This is a genomic window from Falsirhodobacter xinxiangensis (assembly GCF_004959935.1).
GTDB lineage: Bacteria > Pseudomonadota > Alphaproteobacteria > Rhodobacterales > Rhodobacteraceae > Falsirhodobacter > Falsirhodobacter xinxiangensis.
Map to the genome: position 1 here is coordinate 1 of NZ_SMYN01000023.1, position 26,428 is coordinate 26,428.

Consider the following 26,428-nt stretch of genomic DNA (forward strand, 5'->3'; position numbering starts at 1 on the left):
CGTCATCGCGCCCGTCGGCACCGGAACGCGCGACACCAGCCTTTCGGACAACGAAAGCATTCCCGTTGTTGAGGAGCGTCTGCGCGTCGGCAAGCGCGATGCCAGCCATGGCCGCGTGCGCGTGCACGCTTACACGGTCGAGGAGCCCATCACCGAGAGCATCGATCTGCGGGAAGACCGCGTGGAGATTGAGCGCCGTCCGGTGGACCGCGCGGTAACGGGCACGGAAGCGGCCTTTCAGGATCGCACGCTGGAGGCGGAAGAATACCGCGAAGAGGCCGTGGTTTCCAAGGAAGCACGGGTGGTCGAGGAGGTGGGGCTGCGCAAGACCAGCGACACCCATCGCGAGACGATCTCCGACACCGTGCGCCATACGGAAGTCGAGATCGAGGACGACCGCAACGATCTGGACAAGACGCGGAAGTGACGAGGTCCGGGGCGGGATCACTCCCGCCCCACCACCTTTACCGATAAGTGCCCGTCTGCAGGATGAGCGCTTTTGATAGTGTGAACGAAATCCGCCGGTCGAGCCGGGTCATGGAGATGATCTGCCGCAGGAAGCGTTCATCTTGAGGGGCGCTTAGGCACCATCTGGGCAGATCGTAAACGTGATTGCAAATCAGGGCATGATCATGCCTGCCCGTCAGCTTGCGTGGCTTCCCATCGTTGACAAAGGTCAGTGTATCTGAAGCGGCCGCCCATCCTGCGGGTGGTGATACGATCTGACTCTATCCATTCTGGCTGGGCACCTGATCGGCAGGCAGTGCGTCGATCGTATCGTCATCCGATCGACCGCTGACAATCGTGAAAATGACGATCAATGCGAGAATTGCGACCACGATTTTGACGATCGTAGCAATTCGTGATTTTGACGCTTCTGGATGATTTGACATAGCAATGCCCCCCGGCATGGTAAACGTGCCAGAAGGGAATTGGTTCTCAGTGGACAGCTTTTGAGGGCGGAGAAACCCCGCCCCCCCTGTAGGCACCAGATGCGATACCGCGAATCTGCTAAGCGCTTACGGTAATGGGGGCTCGAGGACAGACCTAGCCGCAGGTATCATGGACAATTCGAACTCCGGGGAGTGTGCTCAACGGGAAAGTTACTCGGTTCAAAGGGCACGACTATCTGGCACCTCGCGAACGTGTTGAACGTGAAGTTAAGAGCCTACGGTGCATATAAACGCCCGGAACCGAAGTGGGCAGGAGCGGCTGCATTAGCTAAGTGGCATGAACTCGAAGTCATGCGGGGAAAGCTGATCCATCGTCACCCCAACAAGATAGATGGCATCGGAGGACTGTTTGCCATCGAGGCAAAGCTTCAGTGCCCACCCTTCGTCCTTCACGTCAGCAACGGCTTTCTCATAAGTCAGCGGATGGCCAAAGATTGCGATGGTGTCCAAATCCGGTTCGAAATCATGGATGTAATCGGTCCCACAGCCTTTGATGAACACAAAGGTATCCGCCGCCTTGTCAGCTTTGTAGCTGCCTCCCCATAGGTGATCCGTCCCGGCGCCGCCCTCAAGAATATCGCTTCCCATTCCGCCAATCAGCTTGTCGCGCCCAGCGCCGCCATAGAGTTGGTCGTGCCCCGCGTGTCCGAAAATCTGATCGTCGCCGACCTCTCCAAAAAGAAGATCATCGCCGCCGTCCCCATAAAGGGTGTCGTTTCCGGCGCCGGCAGTCACGAAATCTGCCCACCTTGTGCCATCGACGATCTCGCTGGCGCTTGTTCCGATGGGGCGCTCGCGGGCGGTGGTTTCGTGTGTCACAGCGGGATTTCGGGTAGAGCTTGCTTCCAGCTCGAACGCCCTCACATAGTCAATCCTCAGAGGATCGGCAAAATCTGTCGTGGCGTCGGGGTCGGCTGCCCAGCCACCGATGGCAAGATTGAGGATGAGATACATCTCTTCCGACAGGGCCGTCGCTTCTTCGCGAACCAGCATGCCGTCGTAATACCAAGCAAGGCTGTCCGCTTCCCAGAGAAGCCCATAGGTGTGAAATCCTTCGCCTGCGCCATTCACTGAAATTGCCGCGCTGTCTGGCGCTCCGTCTTTCCATACATTGGTATGCATGAGAGCAGTATCTTCGCCCAGAAACTCGAAGACATCGATTTCGGCAGACCATCCACCTTCGCTGGGCAGAAGCCAAAATGCGCTCCAGAAGCCGACTTGGTCAGGAACGTCCGCTCTGACCTCGACATAGCCATGGGTCAGCGAGAAGGTCATTTCTGTCGAAATGAGGCCGGAGGCAAACCCTAAACCGCCAGCCTCGACTTGCGCGGCTGCTGATAAGGGGGTGGCGTTTATGGCCAGCGATCCGCCCGTAGCCGTGAAGGCTGCGGGCAGCGTGGTCATATCCGGGTCTGCATAGAACTGGAGTTCATGGTTTTCTCGGATGTAGCGCTTGTCTTCCAAATGGGGAGAGAAGGATGTCGCCCACGTCCCGCCGCTCCCATATCCCTGCCAGAATGGTGAAAGCGTCGAGAACTCATCTCGAAACGTTAAAACATAAGCTTCATCCTCGATGAAGATCCGCGTCGCATCGCCCGCCGACATGGGAATGGCAGAGGGTGCAGGCATGGCTATAACCTCGCAAGCGCGGAAAGACCCCTAAAAGAGGTCCATCGGTGGGTTCAGACAAGGGATAAGGCGGTGATCTGAATGTAATCACAGGTTGTATGCTGAACAAGTAGGGGCGCACCCATCATTTTGTAAGTGTGTTTGCAGAGTGCTCGGCGAAAGCCCTACTTTTGGTCCCCTGCAGAGCTCAGCGATGTGCGCCGACCCAGATTGCGGCCCCGCGGTAGAACACGGAACCCTTTTTGGTGGACTGTGCCCTTAACTGCCCACCGACAGCTTCATCTTGGCCCTATGGAAAGCGCTGCGCGACGCAGGCTCACCTCCACGGTTTGTCGCCATAGTCAAACTTGCCTATTTGCCAAGCACACAACGGCGCTCGGGTAACGTATAGTCACTGCGAAAATTACGGCAAATAACGTTTTACGTGTTTCTTGCAACCTCCATTTCCAACGACGCTTAAGGGAGCTGAAAGCCAGAGAATTCATACCTTTGGCTTCTTTCACCTGCAGCACGCGAGCAAGCAACACCCTTTTCATGAAATTTATTTCCAGCTTTTGGAGTAGACTCAACTACCACAAGGTCCTGTTATGCCGAAGGAATCCTATTCCAACCTTTCCCATTTAGCAATTTGCGACTTTCGCTGCGGATGCACAACTTCCTGTTGTCGGTAACGGTTTCGGAACCTACCGAAAGGAAGCCGGCACTACCGCCGGTTGATTCGGCTCTTTTAGCCCGGGAGGCACAAATGAAAGCATTTGCGACCGCACTCGCCGTCTTGATTGCCCCGACCTTCGCCAACGCGTCGACGATCTCCGTTGGCGATAATTATGGAAACGCCTTTACGCTGACCACTGGCGGCTATGTCAGCTACGCCTTTACCGCTTCCGAAGCCCTCACGGTCAGCGAAATCGTTGTGGCCGGGACCGGCTTTTCAAATGCCGGTCTGGACAGCGTCCAATTCGGCCGGGTGGGATATGGCGTTATCCATTCCTTTGACATGATCGAGTCCGGAAGCGATCCGGATACTTGGGCCGCAATCGGCTTTATCGAAGGCTTTACGCTGGATGTGGGTGAGACCTTCTCCCTGTTCTTCGAAAAGAACTGGGGCTTCTTCGACGCCAACATGGCCATCTCTTTCGCGACCAGCGAAGTCGAGGCCCCTGCGCCGGTGCCGCTGCCCGCTGCCGGCGGTCTGCTGGTAATCGCCCTTGCCGGGCTTGGTGCCGCCGCTGCGCGCAGGAAGCGCGCTGCATAAGACCTGATCCCAAAGCAGTTCAGATCATTTTTGTCCCAAACTTGCCGCTCGCCAGAGCGGTTTTTTTATGCAGGCTGATCCAGCATACCGCATCTGCGGTATGCTGGATCAGCTCGGATTTGCCAGTAATTCTCTTTCAGAACGGGTTTGGTGTTGGCTGGCAATCGGGCGTGATTTCCCAAGGGGATAACCGTGGCAGAGAGATGGACAAGAGATCTTGTCTTCGCACATCCGGAAACCGGAGTGACCACCGTTATTCAGAACTACGAGGCCGCCAACATTTTCTTCACGTCCTATTGGGCCTGGGCTTTGACCCCGGAGTTTTACGAGGCAGTCTGGGCCTGCGAGGCCGCGCCGTTCGATCCCCTGATTGTGGGGGACGTGCGCACGAAGGTCAGGAATGCGCTTCGCTCCGTCGGCATTGATGTCGAGTGAGCTTTGAGCAGGATCATGCCTATGATTGCTTGCAGGCACTGCTGCTTCAGCTTCGAGGTTCCGAAACCCTGCGACGGCATATAACGCCACGCGATGCATCGCGCCTTTTCGAAGCCTATCCAATTCCGTAACCCCGCCACCGGCGGATCTGTTGTGCTGACGGATACCAGCAGTGCGGTCATGTTTTTATCAACAAGATGGAAATGGGATCGCGGTGTCGGCTTTTTCGCCGCTGCACGGGCCTGCCTGATGGTCATGGACGAGTTCGATGACCCTGAAAATGCACGCGCTGCCGTCGTCTTCGCATTGAAGCAGGTAGGCATCCCGGTCGACTAGATGGCATTCGTGTATGGCTCAGTTTGCCTCTTCCAAAGGTGCGTGGGGCAATATCGCCGGGTATATTCGTATCCGCAGCGAACGGCGCTTCGTCCCACAAACAGACGACTTCGGGTTGCGTTGGGTCAGAAATGCTTGGCGTTTGGGTCGGATATGCTTGGCGCGGCGTGCTGATGAGATTAATAATCCGGCGCACTGAGTCAGAACCGCATGACATTCGACAGTGCTATCAGATGCACAGAAAAAGCGATTTTTGGGTCAGGTGTTTGACCTAGCTCGCGCATGTGACCGCGCGGCTACTACGGCCTGAAGATCGTCACGCCGGTAGATAGGGCAGGGGTGCCGACACAGGAAAGTCATGCTTCCGGCACTGGACGGCGTTCATGCGCGTGACATTTCCCCCTCCGCATTATGCTACCAAGTCATTGTCGGAGTTTGTTCGTGAGCTTTCGTCTCTCATACCGGATCAACATGCTGGAAGGGTCACTGGAAGGCGATTTGCCAACGGTTCTTGCGGACTTCACGGCACTGATCGGTCATCGGCTCTGCCTCGATCCCGACTGGCGTAACTACATGCCGCCCTCGGTGGTCGAACTGCGCGAGTTGATCCGCAAAGCAGGCAAGGACATCGTTTTCGATCTGGATTATGCGCCCCGAATGCCCGCGATGGTGGACCCTGCGCAGCCAGCGTTGAAACCTGTTCCGCCCGCGGTAAGGGCGACAACACGTCCTTTTGGGGCGTGATCGCGCAAGCAGCTTTAACCCGAAGGGCGGAGATCGCTGCCATCCAGCGACTTGCGGGCGCGGCGCGGGCTGGCGCCGCTCTTTGCCCGCAGGGAGAGGGCTGGGGGAAGCTCGGGGCGCGGGCCGGAACGGACTTCGCCTTTGCTGCGGCCCTCGGAGCGGATCTTACGACACGAGGGATGCGCCCGTGGACATAGTGCGGAACTTAAGGTGCCTGCCCGTCTTCATAGCTGGTTCGAGCGGGAAAAGTTATGGGCAAAACCTTACTGATCATCGTCGTCACGGGGGCGATGCTGATCATCATGACCGGCGTGGCTGCAACCTATTAGGGCGTTGACCCACCTCGATTCTCTATTTTTGGAGTCTGCGGCCGCATGTGCTAAGCTTGAAGCCTAGCCCGATAAAGGATGATCGGGATACTCTGTGGGAGAGGGGCACTGCCATGTCCTCATCGCTGCTAGTTATGGCCGAGACGTTACGGCGCGGGCATTGCCGCGCGGTCTACCTTCGTCAGCGCTATGAGCCCCCTAACCGGACGTTCGTCCGGCGCGCACTCGCGGGTTCTGTCGCAAACTTTCAGGCTGGCGAAGACCGCCTTCGTGTCGCTGCAGCGTTCATGCGGCGAGTTGGCGGAACTGCTCACTCGGACGGAGTCCGGCTGCGAACTGCCCCTTGCGGATCACCACCTCGATCCCCGCGATGGTTGATGCTGCAGATTTGAAGCTCTTGAAGCCGAGCATGTGCCGCACCCTTCGCTTGATGAAGCGATGGTCTTGCTCGACCATGTTATTGAGATACTTGGTCCGCGTCATCTCGATCAGGACCGGGCACCCGAAGCGTTTCAGCATGCGGTTGATGTCTTTGAGTGCAAAGGTATTAGCAGCACTCTTGTCGATGACGATCTTACGCGCAGGCCGTTCGCTTCCATCGCATGAGCGAAGAATTTGATGGCAGCCGGCTTGTTTCGATGCGTTGAAAGGTTGAAGTCCAGCGTCTTCCCGAATTTATCCACGGCTCGGTAAAGATAAACCCACTGCCCCCTGACCCTGATATAGGTCTCGTCCATTCGCCAGGAGCGGTCTGTTGTGCGCTTCTTACAGTGAGCAGTCTCGGCGACCAGAGCTGCATAGGGTACCACCCATCTGTTGAGCGTGGCATGATCAACAAAGCCCCCGCGCTCTGCCATGATCTCCTCAAGATCGCGGTACGAAACATTGTAGCGCAGATAGAAAGAAGACTGCATGGAGGATGATGTCTTTCGGGAAATGGGCGCCCTTGAACGATAAGGTCATGGCTCGTGCTTCCAAACGCATCTTATGCGTTCAATATACCACGTCGTCACGCCTCTGTCAGAGTTTGCGACAGATCCCCCGACCCGGACAACGGAGCGTGCAATTGCGAAGAGGCGGCGACCGCTGCGTGGGATCTGCCTTTTCCGTGCGCGGATTACCGCGATCTGCTCGATCCGAAACCCTGGCGCGCTGCGGAAGCAGCCCTCGCCTCTGAACTTGCGCGGGCGGCACAGGCGGTCGGACGTCTCGATGAAGCTGTGCACCGGCTGGGGCCGGGGGCGATCCAGCGGCTGGCCTATCGCTAAGTGGAAGCGATGAGCCGCGCCGAAGGGGTCTGGCTCGACCGCGACCGGATCGGCCGGTCGGTGTTCGAGGCTGGCAGCGATCCCGAACGCGCCCGCGCGCTGGGCCGCGCCCGCTGGGCCCTGCGTCGGCTCTGTGTCTCGCCCGGCGGACCCGGCGATCTGCGCCGCTTCCTGGGTCTGCACGAAATCGATGGGGCCGGGCGGAGGGTCGAGTCCGCGCTGCCGGAGGTGCGCCCGACCGGTCCGGCATTTGATGCCGGTCTCTCGGCACCCGAGGACGTGATCGAGGCGGCCACCGCTGCAGGCCGCGCTGCGGCTGCGGAAAACCGTGCCCTGCCCTTTGTGCCGCTTGCGCCGCACGGGCTCTCCTGGGGCCGGGGCGGGGCGGTCGAGGAGATGCTGGCGCTCTGGCTGGCGGAACTCCGCGACGGGGCGTTCGGGGCTCCTGGCGAATTGGAGCGTGTTGCTCAGTGGCAGCAACGGGCGGTGGCCGATGTGGCCGATCTCGGTGGCGCCAATCCGGGGCGATTGATCTCGGCGCTGGCAGATCGACCCTATGCCACAGCCGAAGATCTGGCGCATGCGGCAGGTGTCAGTCGCGACACCGCCGAGCGCCTATTGCCGAAGCTGCGGGCGCGCAGCCTGGTGCGCGAGATCACTGGACGCGGTCGGTTCCGGCTGTGGGCGGCGGGGTGAATTCGCGTCAGGAAGACAGTAGTTTGCCTCTTCGCAATCAGGTTGAACCCCGGAATAAAGAGCGGCTGCATATAAATGATCTCCCTCAGCAGATATGTAGATCTTGCCGGATTGAAGAGAGCACTTCACAAGGCCCGTCGGGGCTTATGATGACCGTCTCGGACGCGCCAACCGTGAAATTTCCGTAGTCGCGAAGCGTTGCCGGAAGGTGGAAGACCATTCCAGGCTCGATCTCGCGTTCGACGCCCTCGAAAAGGCTCAGGATGCCACCTTCGCCCCAGTCCGGGGCAAAGGCGACGCCCATTGAATATCCGATCCGTTTGCGGAAGGCCGCCGTATAGCCAGCCTTGTCGATGACCCTTTGCGCGGCGCGGTGCGGAGCAGCGCAGATTTGTCCCGGACGGCAAACGTCCAATGCCGCGGCAAGCGCATCGGAGGCGCATGAATGCATGGAAAGTGCTTGGGAAGGGGGCTTGCCGATCCAGACCGAACGCATCAGTGCCGAATGATAGCGGGCGTGGCTTCCGGCGATTTCCAGGAACACGCAGTCCCCGTCGCCCAGCCCCTTTCGCCGCCACGTCATGTGGGGCAGTCCGCTGCGGGGACCGGAGGAAACCAGCGGCTCCATTGCCATCGTCTCGGACCCGCTTGTGATCGCGGCCGACATCATCGCGGCGGCCACTGCATTTTCATCCGCCCCCACGCGGCAGGTCGCTATTCCTGCCGCGATGCCCGCCTCTGCATACCGCGCGGCATGGCGGATCGCGTCGAGTTCAGCGCTGGATTTGACGGCGCGCAGGGGCGTGATAAGGCCCGATCCGTCGTGCAGCGAACCGCCAAAGGCCATATCGAGCGCGGCCATGACGCGCGGCGAAACAAACCAGCCGTCACGTTCGATGGCGATATCGGACAGGTCCATCCCGTGGATCATGGCGACCAGTGCGGCAACCGGGTCTTCGCCGTCTTGATAGGGAACGACCGTATCGAGCCATGTATTGGCTCTGGTGCCCGCCATCTCAAGCTGGCGAACGAGCAAAACGGGCGCACCTTCGACGGGTAAGACCAATGCTTGGAATGCGAAGTATCCGGCCGTTTGGCGACCCGTCAGCCAATAGATCGCCTCCGGCCCGGTCAGTATCAAAGCGCCGAAACCAGCGGCGGCAATCGCGGCTTGTGCGCGAGCCTGGCGGCCCGCAAATTCGGCAGAAGAGAAGGCGGCTTCGGTGCCGCGCAACCAGTCGAATGTCATGACAGGGTCACCAGAAATAATGAGGCGTGTGGGTCAGAAGCTCCAGCCCATCGGCGTTTACGATGAAGATGTCTTCGAAAAACGCGGAGCCGACGCCCTCCAGCGCCAAAAACGCTTCGACGCCGAAGACCATGTTCTGCTCTACGCGATCCTCGGGCAGGGACATCACCGTGGAAATCCGGGGCTGTTCGAAGGAAAGCCCGATTCCGTGGCCGAAGAAGGGAAAGTTCTTCATCAGCGGCGACACCTCGCCGCCGAAGGCCTGCGTCAGGCGGTCCCCTTCAACGGCCACATCCAGAAGGCGGGTGCCTGGGCGCATCATCGTGGCGAGGCGGGTTACGATATCGTTGGTTGCCTCGATCAGACGCCGCTGGTCGGCATTCGCAGGCCCTCGGACCGCCGTTCGGCCGGGGTCGAGGTAGTAACCTTGATGAAAGGCCGCATGGACAGTGCCGCGCACCATATCGCCGATGGCAGGGATGTCGGCGCTCGATCCCGTCAGCGGGTTGCGATAGTCGTACTGCATCGTCGCGCCATGATTTGTGCCGATGGCTTGAACGCGCCCGCCGCGCGCCACTGCGACACGGGCGGCGTCTCCTGCCGCCTCATGTTCGCTTTTACCGGCCAGAAGCCCGTGCATGAGCACGGTGGTGGCTTCAGTCGCGGCCTCGCCCGCGATGCGATAGCAGTCCAGTTCCGCCGGGCTTTTGATGCGGCGCAGCTGGCGGATCAAATCGTCGTATTCCACCCATTCGATCTGCGGGGTCCGTTCCACAAGTTGATTGTAATATTTGACCGGGATGAACTGCGTGCCACACAGCGCGACACGGCCCGTGATGCCTTTTGCCACCAAGGCTTCGGCGATCCCTATGAAGGGATGATTGTGGCAGTGCACATTGTCCACCGCCAATAGATCGTCGCGGCCTTCGGGCTCGTCGATATGCAGTTCTGGCATCTTGCCGCGCTGAAGGATCACGCCCGAAAAGGACCGGGCGGACCAGATCAGGGAATCGGTGCCGCCGCTGACCGAGTAGTGGTTGGTCAGATAGAGAATGTCGCCGCAGTTGTCTGTCGTTCCGCCGCCCCGACCGAAGACGACCGCCGTCTCGAACCCGTGCGTCGCCATGAGGCTCTCGGCGCGGGCCCAGCGCCCTTCATATTCTGCGGCAGAAAAGAAGCGTTCCATTCAGGGGTCCTTGATAGCATCCGATATCTGCGGCCATAGTCTCCACATTTGGGTATACCGATAGTATTCATCGATCAATCGTAAAAGCGGTGAATTTTTTAAGCGTCAGATGCGTTTGGCCGCTAAAATAAGCACACCGGCGAGAAAAATGCCCATTAGGAGGGCAAAATGGACAATTCGCATCAAGGAATGCCAGTGGTATACTTAAATCGTTTCCACATTGCCGTTCGGAGAGTCACCAAGCCCCCATGACCAGAACGTTCTTTATCGGAGCAGCACCATGACCTCTCGCCGCCATATCCTTCCTGCCGGGCAGGGTGCGGCCTTTGTGCTCAAGGCGCAGGAAACCGCGACACTGCGCAATCCGTACGGCACTCAGGTCGTTGATACATGGGCGCTGAGCCTGTCCGACCCACTGGAATATTCGGCAATGGAACACACGCGCTCGGTCAACAGCAACTTGTTCCTTGAGCGCGGTATGTGCGTCATGTCGATCCAACGCCGCACGATGATGACGATGACTGAAGATACGACGCCGGGTCGCCACGATACGCTTTTGTGCCCCTGCAATGCCGCGATCTATCGCGAGCTGGGTTGCAAAGGCCATCACCGCAGCTGCACCGACAATTTCCACGAGGCGATTGCCGAGCATGGCATCTCGCTGCTCTTCACCCCCGCCTCGCTGAACGTGTTCATGAATGTGCCGGTTGCGGACGACGGCGCGCTGGACCGCCTTCCCCCCGTCAGCAAGCCCGGCGACCATGTCGCCTTCCGCGCAGAGATGGACCTGCTTCTTGTGCTGTCCGCCTGTCCGCAGGACGTGACGCCGATCAACGGTTCCGACCACACCCCGCGCGACATCGAAGTGGACATTGCATGACCGCCCCCTTTCTTGAACTTCGCGAGATCCGCAAAAGCTTCGGCGACAACGAGGTGCTCAAGGGCGTTTCGCTTGACGTCGCGCAGGGCGAGGTCGTGTCGATCATCGGCGCCTCCGGCTCGGGCAAATCGACTTTCCTGCGGTCGATCAACGCGATGGAGATGCCGCAGTCCGGCTTCATGAAATTCGAGGGGTATTCCTTCGACTACCGCGCTGAATCGCGCTTCCATCCCACGCTGGCCCAGCTTCAGAACCTGCGCGCCGAAATCGGTATGGTGTTCCAAAGCTATAACCTGTGGCCGCATATGACGGTGCTGCAGAACGTCATCCACGCCCCGATGATGCTGCGCGGCCAAAGCAAGGCGGACGCCACCGCCGAGGGCGAGGCGCTGCTGTCACGCATCGGCCTCTACGAAAAACGCCACAGCTATCCCGGCCGTCTTTCGGGCGGGCAGCAGCAGCGCGTCGCCATAGCCCGCGCGTTGGCGATGAAGCCCAAGCTGATGCTGTTCGACGAGGTGACGTCGGCGCTCGATCCCGAACTGGTGCACGAGGTCCTGACGCTCATGGCCTCGCTGGCCGCCGACGGGATGACGATGCTGCTGGTCACGCACGAGATCGCCTTTGCCCGCGACGTGTCTAACCGCGTGCTGTTCTTCGATCAGGGGGTAATGGCCGAGCAGGGGCCGCCCGATATCGTGTTGAAAAATCCCGAGAGCCCGCGCCTGCGGCAATTCCTTCACCGCATCCTCCACGATGCCCCGTCATCGGAGGTCCGGGCATGAGCCAGCTGTTCGTAGATATCGCGCTTTACGGTCCCGGTTTCATGCGGGCTGCGTGGCTGGTGCTTTGGCTAACGGTGCTGACCATCATCGTCAGCTGGATCTGCGGGCTTGCCGCCGCGCTGGCACAACGGTCGGATTATCGCATCCTGCGGGGGATCGCGGGGTTCTACATCTGGTTCATCCGCGGAACGCCCGCGTTGGTGCAGATCTTCATCATCTATTTCGGCCTGCCGCAGCTTGGCATCCGGCTGTCGCCCTTTACCGCCGGGGTCATCGCCCTTGGCGTGAACTCTGGCGCCTATGTGGCCGAAATCATCCGCTCGGGCCTGTCGGCGATCCACAAGGGCCAGACGGAAAGCGCGCTGGCGATCGGGTTCAGCCATGCGCAGACGATGCGCACGATCATCCTGCCGCAGGTGTTCCGCATCATCCTGCCGTCGATCACGAACGAGGCGATCTCCACCCTGAAGAACACCTCGCTTCTCTCGGCGATCACGGTCGTGGAGCTGACGCTGTATGCTCAGACGCTCATTTCGGCCACGTTCCGCCCGTTCGATTTCTACATCGCGGTCGCGGTCATCTATCTGGCGCTGACCTCGGTCCTGACCCAGCTCGCGAACTGGCTCGAACGCCGCTATGCAAGGCTGAGCTGATGAGCGTGCTTCCCACCGACTCGCTCTCCACGCCGCGTTTCGTCGGCCCGCCGACCTTTATGCGTCTGCCCATGGCGACGCGGCTGGAGAATTTGGACGCCGCGATCATCGGCCTGCCGTCCGATTCCGGGGCGCCGTATCGCACCGGCGCGCGGTTCGGGCCGAATGCCTTGCGCGCGATGTCGGTGATGCTGCGCCCGATCAATCCCTATCGCGGCAACATCAGCATCTTCGACGTGCTGCGCGTAGCCGATGCAGGCGATGCGAATGTCGTGCCGGGATACGAGATCGAAAGCCTTGTCCAGCTTCAGGCCTTGCTGTCGGCTGTCGTATCTGCGGGCGCGGTGCCCTTCGGCATTGGCGGCGATCATTCGGTGTCGCTGGCCGCGTTGCGGGCCGTGGCGGCGCGGACGGGGCCGCTGGCGCTGATCCATTTCGACGGCCACACCGACACGTGGGACAGCTATTTCGGGGGCCAGCGTTACAGCGCCGGCACCATGTTCCGGCGCGCTTTGGAGGAGGGGATCGTCGATCCCGCCCGTTCAATCCAGGTCGGCCTGCGTGGCTCCCTTTTCCGCGACACGGATGTCAGCCAGTCGCTCGACCTCGGGTTCGAGGTCATCACCTGCGACGAGATGTTCGCGATGGGCCTGCCCGAAGTGGCCCGCCGCATTTCCGAACGTGCCGCCGGGCACTCAAGTTATCTGAGCTTCGATCTCGATTTCGTCGATCCGGCCTATGCGCCGGGGGTGGAGACGCCCGAATGCGGCGGCCCCTCGGCGCGCGAGGCGCTTGGCCTTCTGCGCGCGCTGAAAGGCATCGATCTTGCGGGCTGCGACGTGGTCGAGCTCAATCCCCTCTATGACGGTCCGGGCCAGATCACCGCCCTGCTCGGGGCCACCGTCATGGCCGAACTTCTGGCGATCCTGGCCGAAGCAAGGCTTGAAGGCGCGGCAATGAAAAACCCGACAGCGAGTGTATGAGATGAAATTGAAATTCTTGGCGCTTGGCGCCGTGACTGCCCTTTCGATGGCCTTTGCGACCGGTGCCATGGCGCAGGGAGAGCTGGAGCTGCTGGTCCCCGGCAAGCTGAGCGCGGCGACGGAAGGGACCTATCCTCCCTTCTCCATGCGCGCGCCCAGCGGCGAGCTGGACGGGCTGGAAATCCGCATCATGTCCGAGGTGGCAAAGCGTCTTGGCCTCGAATACGACCCCGTGCTGGTGAAATGGGAAAGCGTGCTGATCGGGCTCGAAGCCGACCAGTATGACATCATCAGTGTCGCCATGGACATCACCGAGGAACGCCAGAAGGCCGTGACCTTCGCCGATGGCTGGCTTGAATCGGGCGGCCGCGTGATCGTGCGCGAGGGCAGCGAGATCACCACCCCGGCGGGCATCGCGGCACATCCGGTCGGCGGGCTGGTCGCTTCCAACTGGACCAAGATCGCCGAGGATCTTGGCGGCGAGGTCAAAGCCTACAAGGCGGAATCCGATGCGGTGCAGGATCTGGTCAACGGCAACGTCGATGCGATCGTGACCGACGCGGTCGCCGCGGGCTACACCATCAAGGCGTCGAACCTTCCGCTGGTGATGCTGGAAGAGCCGGTCAGCAGCATCCAGAAGGGCTTCGCGATCAAGAAGGGCAAGCCCAACCTGACCGCTGCCGTGAACAAGGCGCTGGCCGACATGATTGCGGATGGAACCTATGCGCGGCTGACGACGGAACTCGTCGGCTACTCGCCCGCGCCGGCAAATCCGATCCGCAGCCTGGCCGAATAAGACGGGGGCGGGCGCTTAACCCGCAACCTCGTAATCGGCGCAGATTTCGCCCTTGGCCGACCGCGCGTCCAGCGCGGTCGCTTCGTTTTCGGTGACGGGGTGGAAGCGGATCATGTCGCCGGGGCGGAAGGCGAAGACCTCCTCGCGGGCCGGATCGAAGCTGCGCAGGGGCGTGCGTCCCAGAAACCGCCATCCGCTGGGGGAGGGCAGCGCCCCGATACATGCCTGCGCCCCGCCAATGGCGATCCCGCCTGCGGAGGTCAATTGGCGGGGCGTGGTCAGACGCGGGGTATGAAGCGTCTCGGGCAATCCACCCAGATAGGTGAAGCCCGGTGCAAAGCCGATCATGTAGACGCGGTAATCGACCGACCCGTGCAGCGCGATCAGCGCTTCCGTCGTCATGCCATTCATCTCGGCCATTTCGTCCAGATCCAGTCCGGCATCGTGGCCGTAGAGCACCGGAACATGCCACAGTCGGGTGCCCTGCATGCGCCCGCCTGCCTTTTGCGCCATGATCGCCAACGTCTCGGCCAGTACCGCGCCGCGGATTACGCCGGGATCGTAAAGGACCAGAAGCGATCGGTACGTCGGCACCGTCTCTGTCACGCCCAACACACCTTCGGCCTGCAGAGCCTGATCCAGCGCGATGACCCTGTCGTGCAGTTCTACGGAAATCGCGTCCCCGAATTCCACGACCAGTGCTGCGTCACCCGCAGGAAGGATGCGTGGCGCCGTGCTTGTGCTAGGGTGGGTCATCCAGCCATCTCCGAAGTGTTTCCGCAGCGGGTTGCCTGATGCGTATACCGCTGGTATGTCATTAATATGCTCAATGGTTGCTGACAATCCCCATGCCTGAATCTTCGAAAATCATTGCTCTGGTCACCCGCATCGCCGCGGCGCAAGAGGCGCAGTGGCTCGAACGGCTGCGCTTGGCGATGCCGTATGAGGTTATCGTTCCGTTTCGTGACCTTACCTCTGCGCAGCGCAGGCTTGTCGATATCGCCATCGTCGCAAATCCAGACCCTGCCGAGATAGCGCAGCTGCCCGCGCTGGTCTGGGTCCAAAGTCTTTGGGCAGGGGTGGAACGGTTGGTGGCCGAACTGCCGGGGTTCCGGCCGCCGATCGTGCGACTGGTCGACCCCGAGCTTGCCCGCACCATGGGAGAGGCGGGGCTGGCATGGACCTATTATCTGTTCCGCAACATGGCGGACTATGCCCGCCAACAACGCGCGCGGAATTGGAGCCAGCTTCCCTATCGTCCGCCATCGGCGGTCACGGTCGGGATCCTTGGCCTTGGCGCCTTGGGTGCCGATACTGCGCGGCGGATCCTCGGCGCCGGATTTCCGGTCGTCGGCTGGAGCCGCAGCCCTAAGAAAATCGACGGCGTCCGGTGCTACGACGGCGATGCGGGTCTGGCCGAGGTTCTGCGCCAGAGCGACATTCTTCTTGTGCTTCTTCCCCTGACCGAAAATACGCGCAAGCTGCTGGATGCAGAGCGTTTGGCGACGCTGCCGGAGGGCGCGAAGATCATCAATTTCGCGCGCGGAGCAATCATCGACACGGGGGCGCTGGTCGCCGCGCTGGATGCGGGCGCGATCGCCCATGCGGTGCTGGACGTGTTCGAGGTGGAACCCCTGCCGAAAGACGATGCGCTGTGGGATCATCCATCCGTCACCGTGCTGCCCCATATCTCTGCCCCCACCGATGCAGGGACGGCGGCTGGGATCGTGACCGGCAACATCGCACTCTATCGAAGCAATGGGATCATCCCGCCTGCGATCGATCAGGCCCGGGGCTATTGATTAGCGCCGTGTCAGCCAGTCTAGGAAACGCTTCCGCACGCTGATAAAATGCGCCTCCATCGCCGCGCGGGCGGCGGCGGGATCGGCAGCCTCGATGGCGTCGATGACGGAGATGTGTTCGATGGCCTGCTGGGCGAACCCGTCGTGCCGGCGGCTGATGGTGCAGCGCCGCGCCGTCTCACGCATGTCGGCAAGCATGCCGGGCAGGATCGCAAAGCCGGCCGCTTCGGCCACGGCGCGGTGGAACTGGTCGTCCTCGATCCAGAAGGCGTCGAAGGCGGTCTCGGACCCATCGGCGTGGCGCTGCATGACCGCGCGCATTTCGGCCAGTACCGGGGGAAGGCCAGTGATGGCCGCGCGCTCTGCGGCGCGGGCCGCGGCGGTCCCTTCCAGAAGGCGGCGGACCTCGGAAATCTCCAGAAGCTGCTCCAGCGTCACCTCCCGAATCATCAGCGTGCCGTTCTGAAGGCGGGAGATCACGCCCTCCGCCTCCAGCCGTGAGATGGCGCCCCGCAGCGGCGTACGCGAAATGCCGGACTGTTCGGCCAGCGACCGTTCCGTCAGGTTGTCCACCGCGCTCAACTCGCCGACGAGGATGCGCTGCTTCAGGCTGCGATAGGCGTGTTCGGTCAGGGTGTCGTCGTTCATTCCGGTGCCCTTTGCGTGTCGCCCCAAGTGGATTTCAGGGCGCGGACGGCGGCGATCAGATCTTCAAGATCCATGGCCTCGTCGGGATTGTGGCTGCCGTTCCCGTTGCGAAGGAAGACCATCACGGCATCCCAGCCGGCCTGCGCAAAGGCTGCGGCGTCATGACCGCCGCCCGACAACATCCGGCGGGGCGCATCGCCCAGCCGCGCGGCGCCGTCAGCGATGCGATCGGCAAGGCCATGCGACAAGGCGGAGGGCTTGCTGCGGGACTGCGCGCCCAGATCGAACGCGACCCCGCGTGAAGCTTCGATCCTTGTGATTTCCTTGCGCAGCAGGGCGTCCATTTGGTCCAGAACCGCGTCATTCTCGCTGCGGATGTCGATGCAGAAGCCAAGCTGGCCGGGAACCTTTGCAAAGGCATGTTCGGCGCTGGCCGCATCGACCCAGCCAAAGGTTACGGCCAGATCGGCACTCGTCTCGCCCCAGTGTCGATCCATGGCAGTGACCAGATCGGCAAAGGCGAAAACGGCATCGTTGCGCGCACTGCGCGGTGCGCCGCCCGAATGCGCCCAAGTGCCCCGAATTTCGGCATTGCGGTAACGCACCCCGCCACGAACGCCGCGCACAAGCGCATAAGGCTCGCCCGCATCCATCAGAACCGGACCCTGTTCGATATGCAGTTCGACAAAGCAGGCGGGTGTAAGGCCGGGGCCGCGCAGCACGGCATCGGGATCGCCGCCTTCGTCGCGGATATGTTCGGCCAGCGTGCGGCCCGTATCGGTGCGGCGGGCCAGCATGTCGTCGGCGGTCAGCCGCCCCATCGCCGCGCGCGATCCGATATAGGAAACCGGGAACCAGACGCTTTCCTCGGCCCGTGTGACGGTGACCACCAGATCGACCGGTGGTGTCTCACCCGCCTCGACGAAGGCGGCGGCAAGGGCCATCGCGCCCGCAACGCCGGCGGTTCCGTCATAGGCGCCGCCCATCGCCACCGTGTCCAGATGCGAGCCGACATACAGCGCGGGCGCGGCAGGGTCGCGGCCCGGAAGCCGCGCGAACAGGTTCCGCCCGGCATCGCGCGCGACCTCAAGCCCAAGGGCTAGCGCATGGCGTTCGATGACGCGGTGCGCTTCGGATTCCTGCGGGCTGTATGAGGGGCGGGTAAAGCCGGGGCCCGGCGCCGAAATCGCGTTCACTTCGGACAAGATGTCATGGACCATCCGTTCTACTGCATCGCTCATGACCATGCCTCCGGTGCGTTCAATGCGGTTTCTGGGCGGATGCCTTGCAGTGCCGCCAGCGTGTTGCGCGCGCTGCCCTTTGCGACGCGTGCCAGCGCCTCCTGGGTGGCGCCGCCCAGATGCGGGGTGAAGATCACCTGCGGGAAGCGCCCCAGCGAACCTTGCGGCGCGGCGGGGCTGTAGACGTCCAAGCCCGCCGCAGCGATCTGCCCCGAGGACAGCGCAGCGGCCAGTGCGACCTCGTCCACCAGCCCGGCCCGCGCGGTGTTCACAAGGATGGCGCCCCGCTTGCAGGCTGCCAATGCCGCGGTTCCGATCAATCCCCGCGTCTGGTCCCGCAATGGCGTATGAAGCGAAATCAGGTCGGCCCGTGCGAGGCCCGCATGCAGGTCCGCGACGGTCTCGAACCCCTGCACATCCCTTGCGCGGGGCGAGTAAACCAGAACCGTCATTCCGAACGCGTCGCGCAGCATCTGCCCCAGACCGGCGCCGATGCTGCCCCAGCCGACGATCAGCGCAACCTTGCCCGACAATTCGGTCGTGGCGACCCGTTCACGAAAACCCGCTTCGGCGCGGCGCTGGGCGGCGTCGGCAGCCGGTATGGCCCGCGCCGCCGCGATGGCCAGACCAAGGGCGAGTTCCGAAACCGAACGGGCATTCGCGCCGGGCGTGTTGCAGACCAGCACCCCTTCGCGAGTCGCGGTTTCCATATCCACGGCATCATGTCCCGCGCCGTGGATCACGATCACGCGCAGCTTGCGTCCCGCCATGATCGCACGTCCCGACAGACCGGCATCGCGGGTGATGACCGCATCGCAATCGTCGATCAGCGGCAGGATGTGGTCATCCGTCGGCGCGGGACACGGCACCGGCGTCACCTCGTTGGTCCGCAGCAGGTCCAGCCCGTCACCATGTATCGGCTGGACGATCAGGCATTTCATGCGTCCGCCTCCAGCCGGTCGAGCCGTACCAGGATCGCGCGGGCGGCATTGCCCACATGTGCGATCATCCGCGCCTCGGCGGTAGCACCGTCGCGGGCGACAAGGGCTTCGATGATGCCCAGATGCTCTTCGCACCCTTGCAAGAAGCGGTTTGGCACCTGATGCACGTCGAACATGCATGTGCGTAGCCGCAGGTCGGCGACGGTGCGAACCAGTGTGCGATTTTCGCTGGCTTGGGCGATCATCGCGTGAAAATCGCTATCGACGCGGCTCTGCACGTCGCTGTCGCCGGGGCCGCCCGCCATCAAATCGCGCACGCGACTGGCCATGTCATCCAGCGTAGAAAGAGAGAGCGTGACCGCTTGTCGCGCGGCAAAGCCTTCCAACGCGGCGCGCAAGGCAAAGACCTCTTCTATTTCGGTATGGGTCAATTGGCGGACGCGCAGAAAGCGCCCGTCGCGATGCGCAAGGCCCTCGGCTTCAATCCGCTTCATCGCCTCGCGGACGGGGGTGCGGGACATATCGAGCTCGCCCGCCAGTTCGCCTTCCTTCAGCGCCGCGCCGGGGGCAAGTTTGCGTGACAGGATAAGTTCGATGATCTGCCGATAGGCGCGACTGGAAAGAGGTTCGGTCATCGGGCGGTCTCGACTTCGGCAAGGGCGCGAGAGAAGGCGTCGCGATGGGCGATCAGCATGTCCTCGGCGCGGGACTGGGATATGGCGGTGAAACGAAAGGGGCGGCCCGAGACCATCTGCGCAAGGCGCGACAGGTCCACGCTGGCGATGGTGGCTATCTTGGGGTAGCCGCCCGTCGTCTGGCGGTCGGACAGAAGAACCAATGGCTGGCCGGAACCCGGCACCTGGATTGATCCGGGCAGCGTGCCGTCCGACACGATGTCATGGCCCATTTCCGCATGGATGCGCGGGCCGTCCAGCACCATCGCCATCCGGTCGCGTTTCTGCGTCACGGTGAAGGGGCCGCGCAGGAAATCTGTCACCGCAGCCGCGCCGAAACGGTCATCCTGCGGGCCCGGAACGACGTGGATTGCGCCGCTCCGGACCCGCCACGGCGCGCCCAGCTTCCGCATCGGCACGGGTTCGGCGCCGCCCAGCGGCAGCGCGTCGCCCGCTTGCAGGGTACGCCCCTCGATGCCTCCGATGCCGGTGCGCAGGTGGGTGCTGCGCGCACCCAGCACGGGCTGGGTGCCGATCCCCCCGCCTATGGCGACATAGCCCCAGACGGTTTCCGCCATCGCCCCGATCGTCAACTCTTGTCCCGCACGGACAAGATGGGACTGCCATGGCGCGACGGGATTGCCCCCGATCCGCAGATCGCGCACCGCGCCGCAGACCGCCACCATGCGGTCATCCCCGAACCGGATGGCTCCGCCGAAAAAAGCGAATTCCAGTGTCGCGGCATCTGCCGGGTTGCCGACCAGCGCATTGGCCATCCGCATTGCATCGGGGTCCATCGGCCCTGCGCCGGACACGCCGAAACGCAGCATCCCCCGGCGGCCCGAATCCTGCACGGTCATCATCATTCCCGGACGAAGGATCTCGGCCTGTCTCATGGGTCAGATCGCGCCCGCGCGGCGCGTGTCGATATAGATCCGGCGCAGTTCGCGAGCGACCGGGCCGGGGATGCCGTCGCCGATATCCGCCCCATCCACCCGCACTACCGGCAGGACGAAATTCGAGGCCGAGGTAATGAACGCCTCGCGTGCCGCCGTCGCCTCGGCCACGGTGAAGGCGCGCTCCTCGACCCGCAAGCCGTGGTCCTGTGCAAGCGCGATGACCGCCGCGCGGGTCACGCCCGGAAGCAGCGCCCGTGAAAGATCGCGGGTAACCAGAACTCCGTCCGCCGTGACGATATGCGCGGTGGCCGAGCTTGCCTCGGTCACGAACCCGTCCTCGACCAGCCATGCGTCCTGCGCCCCGGCTGCCATCGCCTCCATCTTCGCCATCGACGGCCAGAGCAGCTGGACGGTCTTGATGTCGCGCCGTCCCCAGCGAAGGTCGGGCAGGGTGATGACCGCGATGCCGGTTTCGGCCTGCGGATTGTCGATGGCCTTTTTCGGCTGCGTATACATCACCAGCGTCATCGGCGCGCCATCGCGGGGATAGGTGAAGTCGCGGTCTGACGCCCCGCGCGAAAGCTGGAGGTAAACCAGCCCTTCGGTCAGCCCGTTCACCTCGACCAGTTTGCGGTGCGCGGCCAGAAGGGCGTCGTCGTCCAGCGGGATCTGCATCCCAAGCTCGTGCGCAGATCGTTTCAGCCGTGCGGCATGGGCTGAGTAATCGGCAAGCTTGCCATCCAGAACGCAGGTCACCTCATAGATGGCGTCGCCCATCGTATATCCGCGATCGAAGACCGAGATCTTGGCCTCGGTCTCGGGCAGCCAGTCGCCATTCAGGTAAACCGTCCTCGTCATTGTGTCTTTCCTATGAATGATGCGATCCCGATGCCTTCGGCGGCAAGCGCCGCACGCAGGCCGCGCGCCATCTCGAGCGCGCCGGGGGTATCGCCGTGAACGCAAAGGGTGGCGGCATCGACCGGCAGGCGCTTGCCGCCGGTGGTGGGAATGTGGCCGCCAACGACCATTTCCAGCACCTGATCAACGCTTTGGCGCGCATCGTGGATGACCGCGCCGGGCTGGCTGCGCGGAGTCAGTTCGCCCTGATCGGTATAGGTGCGGTCGGCGTAGATCTCGCACGCAACGGGCAGCCCCGCCTTTTCGGCAGCAATATAGGTTTCCGAATAGGGCAGCGAGACATAGATCAACGACGGGTCCACCGACTTGACCGCCTGCACGCACAGTGCCGCAAGGTCAGGGTCCACCGCCGCCATGTTGCCCAGCGCCCCGTGGGTCTTCACATGCGTCATCTTATGGCCCTCGACCTCGGCCATTCCGCGCAGGGCAACGATCTGATAGATAAGCTGCGCTCCTAGATCATCCGGATGTTCGCCCGAAATGCGGCGGCGGCCGAAGCCGTAAAGGTCGGCGAACGAAGGATGCGCGCCGACCGCCACACCCTTGTCCCGGGCCATCCGAAGCGTGCGGCGCATGACCGAAGGATCGCCGGCATGAAATCCGCAGGCAATGTTCGCGGTCGAGACGAGGTCCAGCATTGCGGCATCGTCACCGATGGTCCACGCCCCAAAACTTTCGCCAAGATCGCAGTTCAGGTCGATCGTTCTCATGCTATCCTCGACACGTTCAGGCTGGAATTATCGAATACCGACGGTATACCGAGGCTGCAAGGGTTTTCTACGACTCTTTCAGACTTTGCATCAACGCTGCCTGATTTGCAGGCTGTGCGGGCCGCGCCGGACTTGCCAGAACGATCCGGCGGGCATAGGCAGCCGCATCCGGCAACGGTGCGCCCCCCTGCAATCCCAGCCAGCGCGGCACGATGGATGCCCCGATCCCGCTGGCGACAAGGCTGGAAATCGCCTCCAATCCGTCCAGCGTGCAAAAGCGCGCGGGGTGGATGTCGCGGTCTTGCAGGTATCTTTCCGCAAGGCGCCCGCCCCATGACCGGGGATCATAGGCGATCAGCGGCATCTGGCGGAACAGATCGGCCAAGGGCAGGTGGGACGCGCCTTGAGGGGCGAGAAGGCATAACGGCTCCTCGTGCAACGGTTGGAGGGTGATGCCCGGCGACGGGCCGTCCGGCGGTGCAACGATCAGCGCCGCATCCAGCCGCCCCTCGCGCAGCGCCTCGTAAAGCGCGGCGGAACTGCCCGGTTCGATCCGCACCTCGATCTGCGGCGCGATGCCGCGCAGCGCAGGCAAAAGCCGAGGCACAAGCCCGCTGAGCATGGTAGAGATCGCGCCTAACCGCAGGATGCCCGCAGCCGTCCCCGGATCGGCCGCCTGCCGCAGGCCCGCGCGCAGATCTACCATCTGCTCCATCATCGGCAACAGATCGAGGCAAAGCTGCGTCGGGCTGGCCGTATTGGCCCGCCGCAGCAAAAGGGGGGCGCCGATCTCCTGTTCCAGCACCTGGATGCGCTGGCTGATGGCGGCGGGCGTCAGGCCCTGCACCCGTGCCGCCCCGACGATGGAGCCAAGCCGCGCCACCGTCATCAGGCTTTCAAGAAAGCGGGTATCCATAGTTTTTTCGATGCTCAGGAAAGAAATAATACGCTTTTCCCTTCTCTAGGGCGGCGTTAGCAAAGGCGCAACATTACAGGAGCCTTGCATGCAGTCCGTCTTCCACCTTGCCATCCACGTCACCGATCTGGACGAAGCGCGCCGCTTCTACGGCGATATTCTTGGTTGCGAGGAAGGCCGTTCGACCGACACCTGGGTCGATTTCGATTTCTTCGGCCATCAGCTCTCGCTCCACCTTGGCAAACCGTTCGAGACGACCCGCACTGGCAAGGTCGGGGATCACATGGTGATGATGCCGCATATGGGTGCGGTGCTGCGCTTGGACGACTGGAAGGCGCTGGCGGACCGGCTGGCGGCGAACGGCGTCGCCTTTGACATCCCCCCCGTCGTGCGGTTCGAAGGCGAGCCGGGCGAGCAGCGCACGATGTTCTTCTTCGACCCTGCCGGCAACCCCGTCGAAATCAAGGGCTTTGCCGATTTCGACGGCGTCTTCGCAAAATAGCTCATCGAAGGGCGGAAAATTCCGCAAGACAGGTCCGCAGCTGGGCGATGAAACTGTGCATCAGCCCGGTATGTGGCACCCCTTTACGGGTGAAAAGGACCGCCCGCACCTCGCACGACGGAAGGAATGGGCGTTCCACCAGCAGGGGTGACGACTGCGCCCGCGCCGAGAATGGATCGACGACGGTCGCGCCAAGTTCGTGCGCGGCCAGAATCGCCGCCGTCTGGCAGTATCGCACCTCGACCTCGGGGGCATAGGGTGCGCCTGCCTGCTCGAATGCGGAACGGACGAGCTGGCCAAGGTTGGATTCCTGCTCCAGCCCGACCATCGAACAGGGCGAAAGGTCGGCGGGGGTCACATGGGGCAACGCCGCCAGCGGCCCGTCTGCGGGAACCAGCGCGACCATGTGCGAGCGGTGCAGCACGTCCATGTTTACATGTTCCATCCGATCCTGCGACAGCGCGAGGCCGACATCGGCAAGTCCGGAATGCACGGCATCGACCACATGTTCCAGCCGGCGGACGTCGAAGCTGATCGACACGCCCGGCCCGTTCCGAAGCAGACGGCGCAACGCCTGCGGGGCTATGGAATGGCCGAGTGGCGGGGTGGAGATGATGCGGAGCCGCCCGGCCAACCCCAGCTTCATGTCGCGCGCCCGCTGGGAAAAGCCGCGCATCAGGCTGAAGATCGGGCGGATCTCCTCATACAGTTCGCGTGCCTCGGCGGTGGGGGTCAGGCGGCGCGCGGCCCGTTCGAACAACGTCATGCCAAGCTGCGCCTCAAGCTGGCGCAGACCGGACGACACGGCAGGCTGCGAGATCTTCAGCACATCCGCCGTTTCCACCGTGGTGGAACAGCGCATCATCGCGGCAAAAATCTCCAGAAGCCGCAGCGAGACGTCGGGCAGGTTGCCGGACCGGGGCGGCATCAGGCCATCACGCCAAGCGCCATGACGGCCGCGGCCTGCACCGGATCGATGACGGGAACGCCAAGTTCCTGCTCCAGCAACTGGCGGCGTGGTGCGAAACCCGCGCAGCCAAGCACGATCGCCCCTGCACCCATGTCCACCAACCTGCGCCCGGCCTCCTTCGTTTCTTGCAGCACGGCCTCCGAGGTGCCCGCATCCAGCGCCGACACGCCTGACAGGCCGACCTCGCCCGCCAGACGGCCGATCACGCCCATCTGCCGCATCTTCGACATATGGCGCGGGATGGATCTGGGCGACAGCGCGATGATCCCGAAACGGTCGGCGCGGGCCATCGCGGTCAGGATGCCGCATTCCTGAATGCCGAAGGCGGTCATCCCTTCGGCCCGCATCAGATCGAGGCCGGGGTCCGAGAAACAGGCGGTGATGATGGCCCGTACCTGCCTTTCGCGCGCGATGTCCAGAACGCGCAGGCCCGCCCGCGCCACATCCTCTGCCGAGGCGATGGTGGCGGGACTGCCCGCCAGCGTCACGCAGTCGAACGAGGGTCCATAGGGGGCCAGCGCGTCGCGAAGCCCCTGTGTCACGCCTTCGGAGGAATTGGGGTTGATGACCAGAATCATGGCGCGATCCTTGCGCCAAAGTTCTGTGCGGGGTCCAGCTCCTTGGCAAGATACCCGCGCTTGCCGGTCAGATCGACAGTGGCGCGGGGCACGAAACGTCCTTGCCCTTCGGTCGCGCGAAGCTGGCCATCCTCGACAATCACATGGCCCCGGTTGAGCACGACTTCCGGAACGCCGGTCAACTCCATCCCCTCGAACGGGGTGAAATCCATATTGTCGTGCTGATCGGCCAGCGTGACGAGGCGCGTCGTGTCCGGGTTCCAGATCGCGATGTCGGCATCCATGCCCGGCGCGATGGACCCCTTCTGCGTCATCCCGAATGTCTTGGCTGCATTGGTCGCAGACAGCGCCACGAATTGTTGCAGTGTGATCCGCCCCTTGGCCACGCCTTCCGAGAACAGATAGGGCAGGCGCGCGGCAATCCCTGGCATCCCGTTCGCGATCTTGGGATAGGGAGCGTCCGGCCCTGCGGTGAACTTGCCGCTGGCGTCGAAACGATAGGGGGCATGGTCGGAGCTGACGCTTTCGAACGTGCCGCTTTGGATATGCCGCCACAGCGCGTCTTGGGTCGCGCGGTCGCGCACGGGGGGCGAGCACATGAACTTTGCCCCCTCCATCCCCGGTCGGTCCAGATCTTCGCGGGTCAGCGCCAGATATTGCGGACAGGTTTCCGCGAACAGCTTGGTGCCCGCCAGTTTTTCGCGCTGGACGATGGCGGCGCCACCGGCAGTGGAGACATGCACGATGAACAGCGGCGCATCGACCAGTTTGGCAAGGCTGATGGCGCGGTTGATTGCCTCCTCCTCGGCCAGTTCGGGGCGGCTGATGGCGTGGTATTTCGGCGCGGTCAGGTTTTGCTGCGCCAGACGGCGGTTCATCCATTTGACCATGTCGTTGTTTTCGGCATGGACCATGGTGATCGCGCCGTGTTCCTTGGCGACCGTCAGGATGTCCAGCATCCCGCCGTCGCCAAGGTTCATCAGATCGTAGGTCATGAAGACCTTGAAGCTGGTGATCCCGCGTTTGAAAGCGCGGGGAAGCTGGTCGTGCAGCACCGCCTCGGTCGGGTCCGAGATGATGAGGTGATAGCTGTAATCCAGCACCGACCGCTGGGCCCGCGCATCGTATGTCGCCAGCACATCATCCACCGACTGCCCGCGATGCTGCCCCGCGAATGGGATGAAGCTGGAGTTGCCTCCGAACGCCGCCGACACCGAGCCGCTGTAATAGTCGTCCGCCGTCATCACTCCGGCAGAGCTTTCCTGCGCGATATGGGCATGCGCCTCGATCCCGCCGGGCAGCACCAGCCGTCCGCCCGCATCGATGCGGCGGGTGCCGCCCTCGATCCGTTCGGCAACGGCGGCGATGCGTCCGTCCTTGATGCCGATATCGCCGCGGAACGTATCCGACGCCGTGACGACCGTGCCGGAGTGGATGACGGTGTCGAACATC

At 62.6% G+C, this 26,428-nt stretch carries 28 protein-coding genes and 1 pseudogene; 13 read left to right on the forward strand and 16 right to left on the reverse strand.

Annotated elements, in window-relative coordinates:
- The coding region (locus tag E2K76_RS17785) for a YsnF/AvaK domain-containing protein (RefSeq protein WP_136685796.1) at positions 1-427 on the forward strand (427 nt) is incomplete at its 5' end.
- A gap of 790 nt (positions 428-1,217) precedes the next feature.
- Here E2K76_RS17785 and E2K76_RS17790 read toward each other — a convergent pair.
- Complete coding sequence (locus tag E2K76_RS17790) at positions 1,218-2,582, reverse strand: family 16 glycosylhydrolase (RefSeq protein WP_136685797.1); 1,365 nt, start codon at positions 2,580-2,582, stop codon at positions 1,218-1,220.
- 745 nt (positions 2,583-3,327) lie between these two features.
- Here E2K76_RS17790 and E2K76_RS17795 point away from each other — a divergent pair.
- From E2K76_RS17795 to E2K76_RS17810, 4 genes are all read left to right on the forward strand, one after another.
- Positions 3,328-3,837 carry a hypothetical protein gene (locus E2K76_RS17795; protein WP_136685798.1) on the forward strand — a complete coding sequence of 170 codons (510 nt, stop codon included), beginning with the start codon at positions 3,328-3,330 and terminating at the stop codon, positions 3,835-3,837.
- A 243-nt stretch (positions 3,838-4,080) separates the two neighbouring features.
- Positions 4,081-4,272, forward strand: a complete 192-nt coding sequence (locus E2K76_RS17800; protein WP_136685799.1) for a hypothetical protein — start codon at positions 4,081-4,083, stop codon at positions 4,270-4,272.
- Positions 4,273-4,365: 93 nt separating this feature from the next.
- Positions 4,366-4,608 (forward strand): DUF982 domain-containing protein, encoded by a 243-nt coding sequence (locus E2K76_RS17805; protein ID WP_136685800.1) that lies wholly within the window; start codon positions 4,366-4,368, stop codon positions 4,606-4,608.
- 441 nt (positions 4,609-5,049) lie between these two features.
- The gene (locus E2K76_RS17810) at positions 5,050-5,352 is read left to right on the forward strand and encodes a hypothetical protein (RefSeq protein WP_136685801.1); all 303 of its coding nucleotides are present in this window, start codon (positions 5,050-5,052) and stop codon (positions 5,350-5,352) included.
- 614 nt (positions 5,353-5,966) lie between these two features.
- Here E2K76_RS17810 and E2K76_RS17815 read toward each other — a convergent pair.
- A pseudogene (locus E2K76_RS17815) lies at positions 5,967-6,644 on the reverse strand (IS6 family transposase).
- Between the two features lie 314 nt (positions 6,645-6,958).
- On the opposite strand from E2K76_RS17815, the gene E2K76_RS17820 reads away from it, so the two are divergent.
- The gene (locus E2K76_RS17820) at positions 6,959-7,645 is read left to right on the forward strand and encodes a hypothetical protein (RefSeq protein ID WP_136685802.1); all 687 of its coding nucleotides are present in this window, start codon (positions 6,959-6,961) and stop codon (positions 7,643-7,645) included.
- An 85-nt stretch (positions 7,646-7,730) separates the two neighbouring features.
- Here the strand turns inward: E2K76_RS17820 and E2K76_RS17825 are convergent, their stop codons facing one another.
- Both E2K76_RS17825 and E2K76_RS17830 read right to left on the reverse strand, forming a co-directional pair.
- Positions 7,731-8,894, reverse strand: coding sequence for a M24 family metallopeptidase (locus E2K76_RS17825; protein WP_136685803.1), 1,164 nt, complete (start codon positions 8,892-8,894; stop codon positions 7,731-7,733).
- Between the two features lie 7 nt (positions 8,895-8,901).
- Positions 8,902-10,080: a M24 family metallopeptidase gene (locus E2K76_RS17830; RefSeq protein WP_136685804.1), complete on the reverse strand. Its 1,179-nt coding sequence runs from the start codon at positions 10,078-10,080 to the stop codon at positions 8,902-8,904.
- Positions 10,081-10,360: 280 nt separating this feature from the next.
- Between E2K76_RS17830 and E2K76_RS17835 the strand changes: the two genes are divergently transcribed.
- From E2K76_RS17835 to E2K76_RS17855, 5 genes are read left to right on the forward strand one after another with little or no spacing between them, the layout of a single operon-like run.
- Positions 10,361-10,960 carry a DUF1989 domain-containing protein gene (locus tag E2K76_RS17835; protein ID WP_136685805.1) on the forward strand — a complete coding sequence of 200 codons (600 nt, stop codon included), beginning with the start codon at positions 10,361-10,363 and terminating at the stop codon, positions 10,958-10,960.
- On the forward strand, positions 10,957-11,745 hold the full coding sequence (locus E2K76_RS17840) for an amino acid ABC transporter ATP-binding protein (protein WP_136685806.1): 789 nt from the start codon (positions 10,957-10,959) through the stop codon (positions 11,743-11,745). The genes E2K76_RS17835 and E2K76_RS17840 overlap by 4 nt, the downstream gene beginning before the upstream one ends.
- On the forward strand, positions 11,742-12,398 hold the full coding sequence (locus E2K76_RS17845; protein ID WP_136685807.1) for an amino acid ABC transporter permease: 657 nt from the start codon (positions 11,742-11,744) through the stop codon (positions 12,396-12,398). The genes E2K76_RS17840 and E2K76_RS17845 overlap by 4 nt, the downstream gene beginning before the upstream one ends.
- Positions 12,398-13,381 carry an agmatinase gene (locus tag E2K76_RS17850; RefSeq protein WP_136685808.1) on the forward strand — a complete coding sequence of 328 codons (984 nt, stop codon included), beginning with the start codon at positions 12,398-12,400 and terminating at the stop codon, positions 13,379-13,381. Before E2K76_RS17845 ends, E2K76_RS17850 begins: the two co-directional genes overlap by 1 nt.
- A 1-nt stretch (position 13,382) precedes the next feature.
- The gene (locus E2K76_RS17855) at positions 13,383-14,177 is read left to right on the forward strand and encodes a transporter substrate-binding domain-containing protein (RefSeq protein ID WP_136685809.1); all 795 of its coding nucleotides are present in this window, start codon (positions 13,383-13,385) and stop codon (positions 14,175-14,177) included.
- A gap of 15 nt (positions 14,178-14,192) precedes the next feature.
- Here the strand turns inward: E2K76_RS17855 and pxpB are convergent, their stop codons facing one another.
- Positions 14,193-14,933 (reverse strand): 5-oxoprolinase subunit PxpB, encoded by a 741-nt coding sequence (gene pxpB, locus E2K76_RS17860; RefSeq protein WP_136685810.1) that lies wholly within the window; start codon positions 14,931-14,933, stop codon positions 14,193-14,195.
- A gap of 92 nt (positions 14,934-15,025) precedes the next feature.
- Here pxpB and E2K76_RS17865 point away from each other — a divergent pair, with 92 nt between their 5' ends.
- Entirely contained in the window at positions 15,026-15,979 is a 954-nt protein-coding gene (locus E2K76_RS17865) for a 2-hydroxyacid dehydrogenase (RefSeq protein ID WP_220432293.1), read from the forward strand.
- On the opposite strand, the gene E2K76_RS17870 is transcribed toward E2K76_RS17865, so the two are convergent.
- The 8 genes from E2K76_RS17870 to E2K76_RS17905 form a co-directional block, all read right to left on the reverse strand.
- On the reverse strand, positions 15,980-16,627 hold the full coding sequence (locus E2K76_RS17870; RefSeq protein ID WP_136685811.1) for a GntR family transcriptional regulator: 648 nt from the start codon (positions 16,625-16,627) through the stop codon (positions 15,980-15,982).
- Positions 16,624-17,868, reverse strand: a complete 1,245-nt coding sequence (locus E2K76_RS17875) for a hydantoinase/carbamoylase family amidase (protein ID WP_136685812.1) — start codon at positions 17,866-17,868, stop codon at positions 16,624-16,626. The genes E2K76_RS17870 and E2K76_RS17875 overlap by 4 nt, the downstream gene beginning before the upstream one ends.
- The gene (locus E2K76_RS17880) at positions 17,865-18,809 is read right to left on the reverse strand and encodes an NAD(P)-dependent oxidoreductase (protein ID WP_136685813.1); all 945 of its coding nucleotides are present in this window, start codon (positions 18,807-18,809) and stop codon (positions 17,865-17,867) included. Before E2K76_RS17880 ends, E2K76_RS17875 begins: the two co-directional genes overlap by 4 nt.
- Positions 18,806-19,444 (reverse strand): GntR family transcriptional regulator, encoded by a 639-nt coding sequence (locus tag E2K76_RS17885; protein ID WP_136685814.1) that lies wholly within the window; start codon positions 19,442-19,444, stop codon positions 18,806-18,808. Before E2K76_RS17885 ends, E2K76_RS17880 begins: the two co-directional genes overlap by 4 nt.
- Complete coding sequence (locus E2K76_RS17890) at positions 19,441-20,379, reverse strand: 5-oxoprolinase subunit C family protein (RefSeq protein WP_136685815.1); 939 nt, start codon at positions 20,377-20,379, stop codon at positions 19,441-19,443. Before E2K76_RS17890 ends, E2K76_RS17885 begins: the two co-directional genes overlap by 4 nt.
- A 3-nt stretch (positions 20,380-20,382) precedes the next feature.
- Complete coding sequence (locus E2K76_RS17895) at positions 20,383-21,240, reverse strand: D-amino-acid transaminase (RefSeq protein ID WP_136685816.1); 858 nt, start codon at positions 21,238-21,240, stop codon at positions 20,383-20,385.
- The gene (locus E2K76_RS17900; RefSeq protein WP_136685817.1) at positions 21,237-22,010 is read right to left on the reverse strand and encodes a LamB/YcsF family protein; all 774 of its coding nucleotides are present in this window, start codon (positions 22,008-22,010) and stop codon (positions 21,237-21,239) included. Before E2K76_RS17900 ends, E2K76_RS17895 begins: the two co-directional genes overlap by 4 nt.
- Before the next feature lie 67 nt (positions 22,011-22,077).
- Positions 22,078-22,926: a LysR family transcriptional regulator gene (locus tag E2K76_RS17905; RefSeq protein ID WP_136685818.1), complete on the reverse strand. Its 849-nt coding sequence runs from the start codon at positions 22,924-22,926 to the stop codon at positions 22,078-22,080.
- A gap of 88 nt (positions 22,927-23,014) precedes the next feature.
- Here E2K76_RS17905 and E2K76_RS17910 point away from each other — a divergent pair, with 88 nt between their 5' ends.
- On the forward strand, positions 23,015-23,428 hold the full coding sequence (locus E2K76_RS17910) for a VOC family protein (protein ID WP_136685819.1): 414 nt from the start codon (positions 23,015-23,017) through the stop codon (positions 23,426-23,428).
- Between the two features lies 1 nt (position 23,429).
- Here E2K76_RS17910 and E2K76_RS17915 read toward each other — a convergent pair whose 3' ends face one another.
- Genes E2K76_RS17915 through hydA form a run of 3 tightly spaced genes read right to left on the reverse strand, consistent with a single transcriptional unit; the run spans position 23,430 to position 26,427 of the window.
- Positions 23,430-24,356, reverse strand: coding sequence for a LysR family transcriptional regulator (locus E2K76_RS17915; RefSeq protein ID WP_136685820.1), 927 nt, complete (start codon positions 24,354-24,356; stop codon positions 23,430-23,432).
- Positions 24,356-24,976 carry an aspartate/glutamate racemase family protein gene (locus tag E2K76_RS17920; protein ID WP_136685821.1) on the reverse strand — a complete coding sequence of 207 codons (621 nt, stop codon included), beginning with the start codon at positions 24,974-24,976 and terminating at the stop codon, positions 24,356-24,358. The genes E2K76_RS17915 and E2K76_RS17920 overlap by 1 nt, the downstream gene beginning before the upstream one ends.
- Positions 24,973-26,427 carry a dihydropyrimidinase gene (gene hydA / locus E2K76_RS17925; protein WP_136685822.1) on the reverse strand — a complete coding sequence of 485 codons (1,455 nt, stop codon included), beginning with the start codon at positions 26,425-26,427 and terminating at the stop codon, positions 24,973-24,975. Before hydA ends, E2K76_RS17920 begins: the two co-directional genes overlap by 4 nt.
- Between the last annotated feature and the right edge of the window lies 1 nt (position 26,428).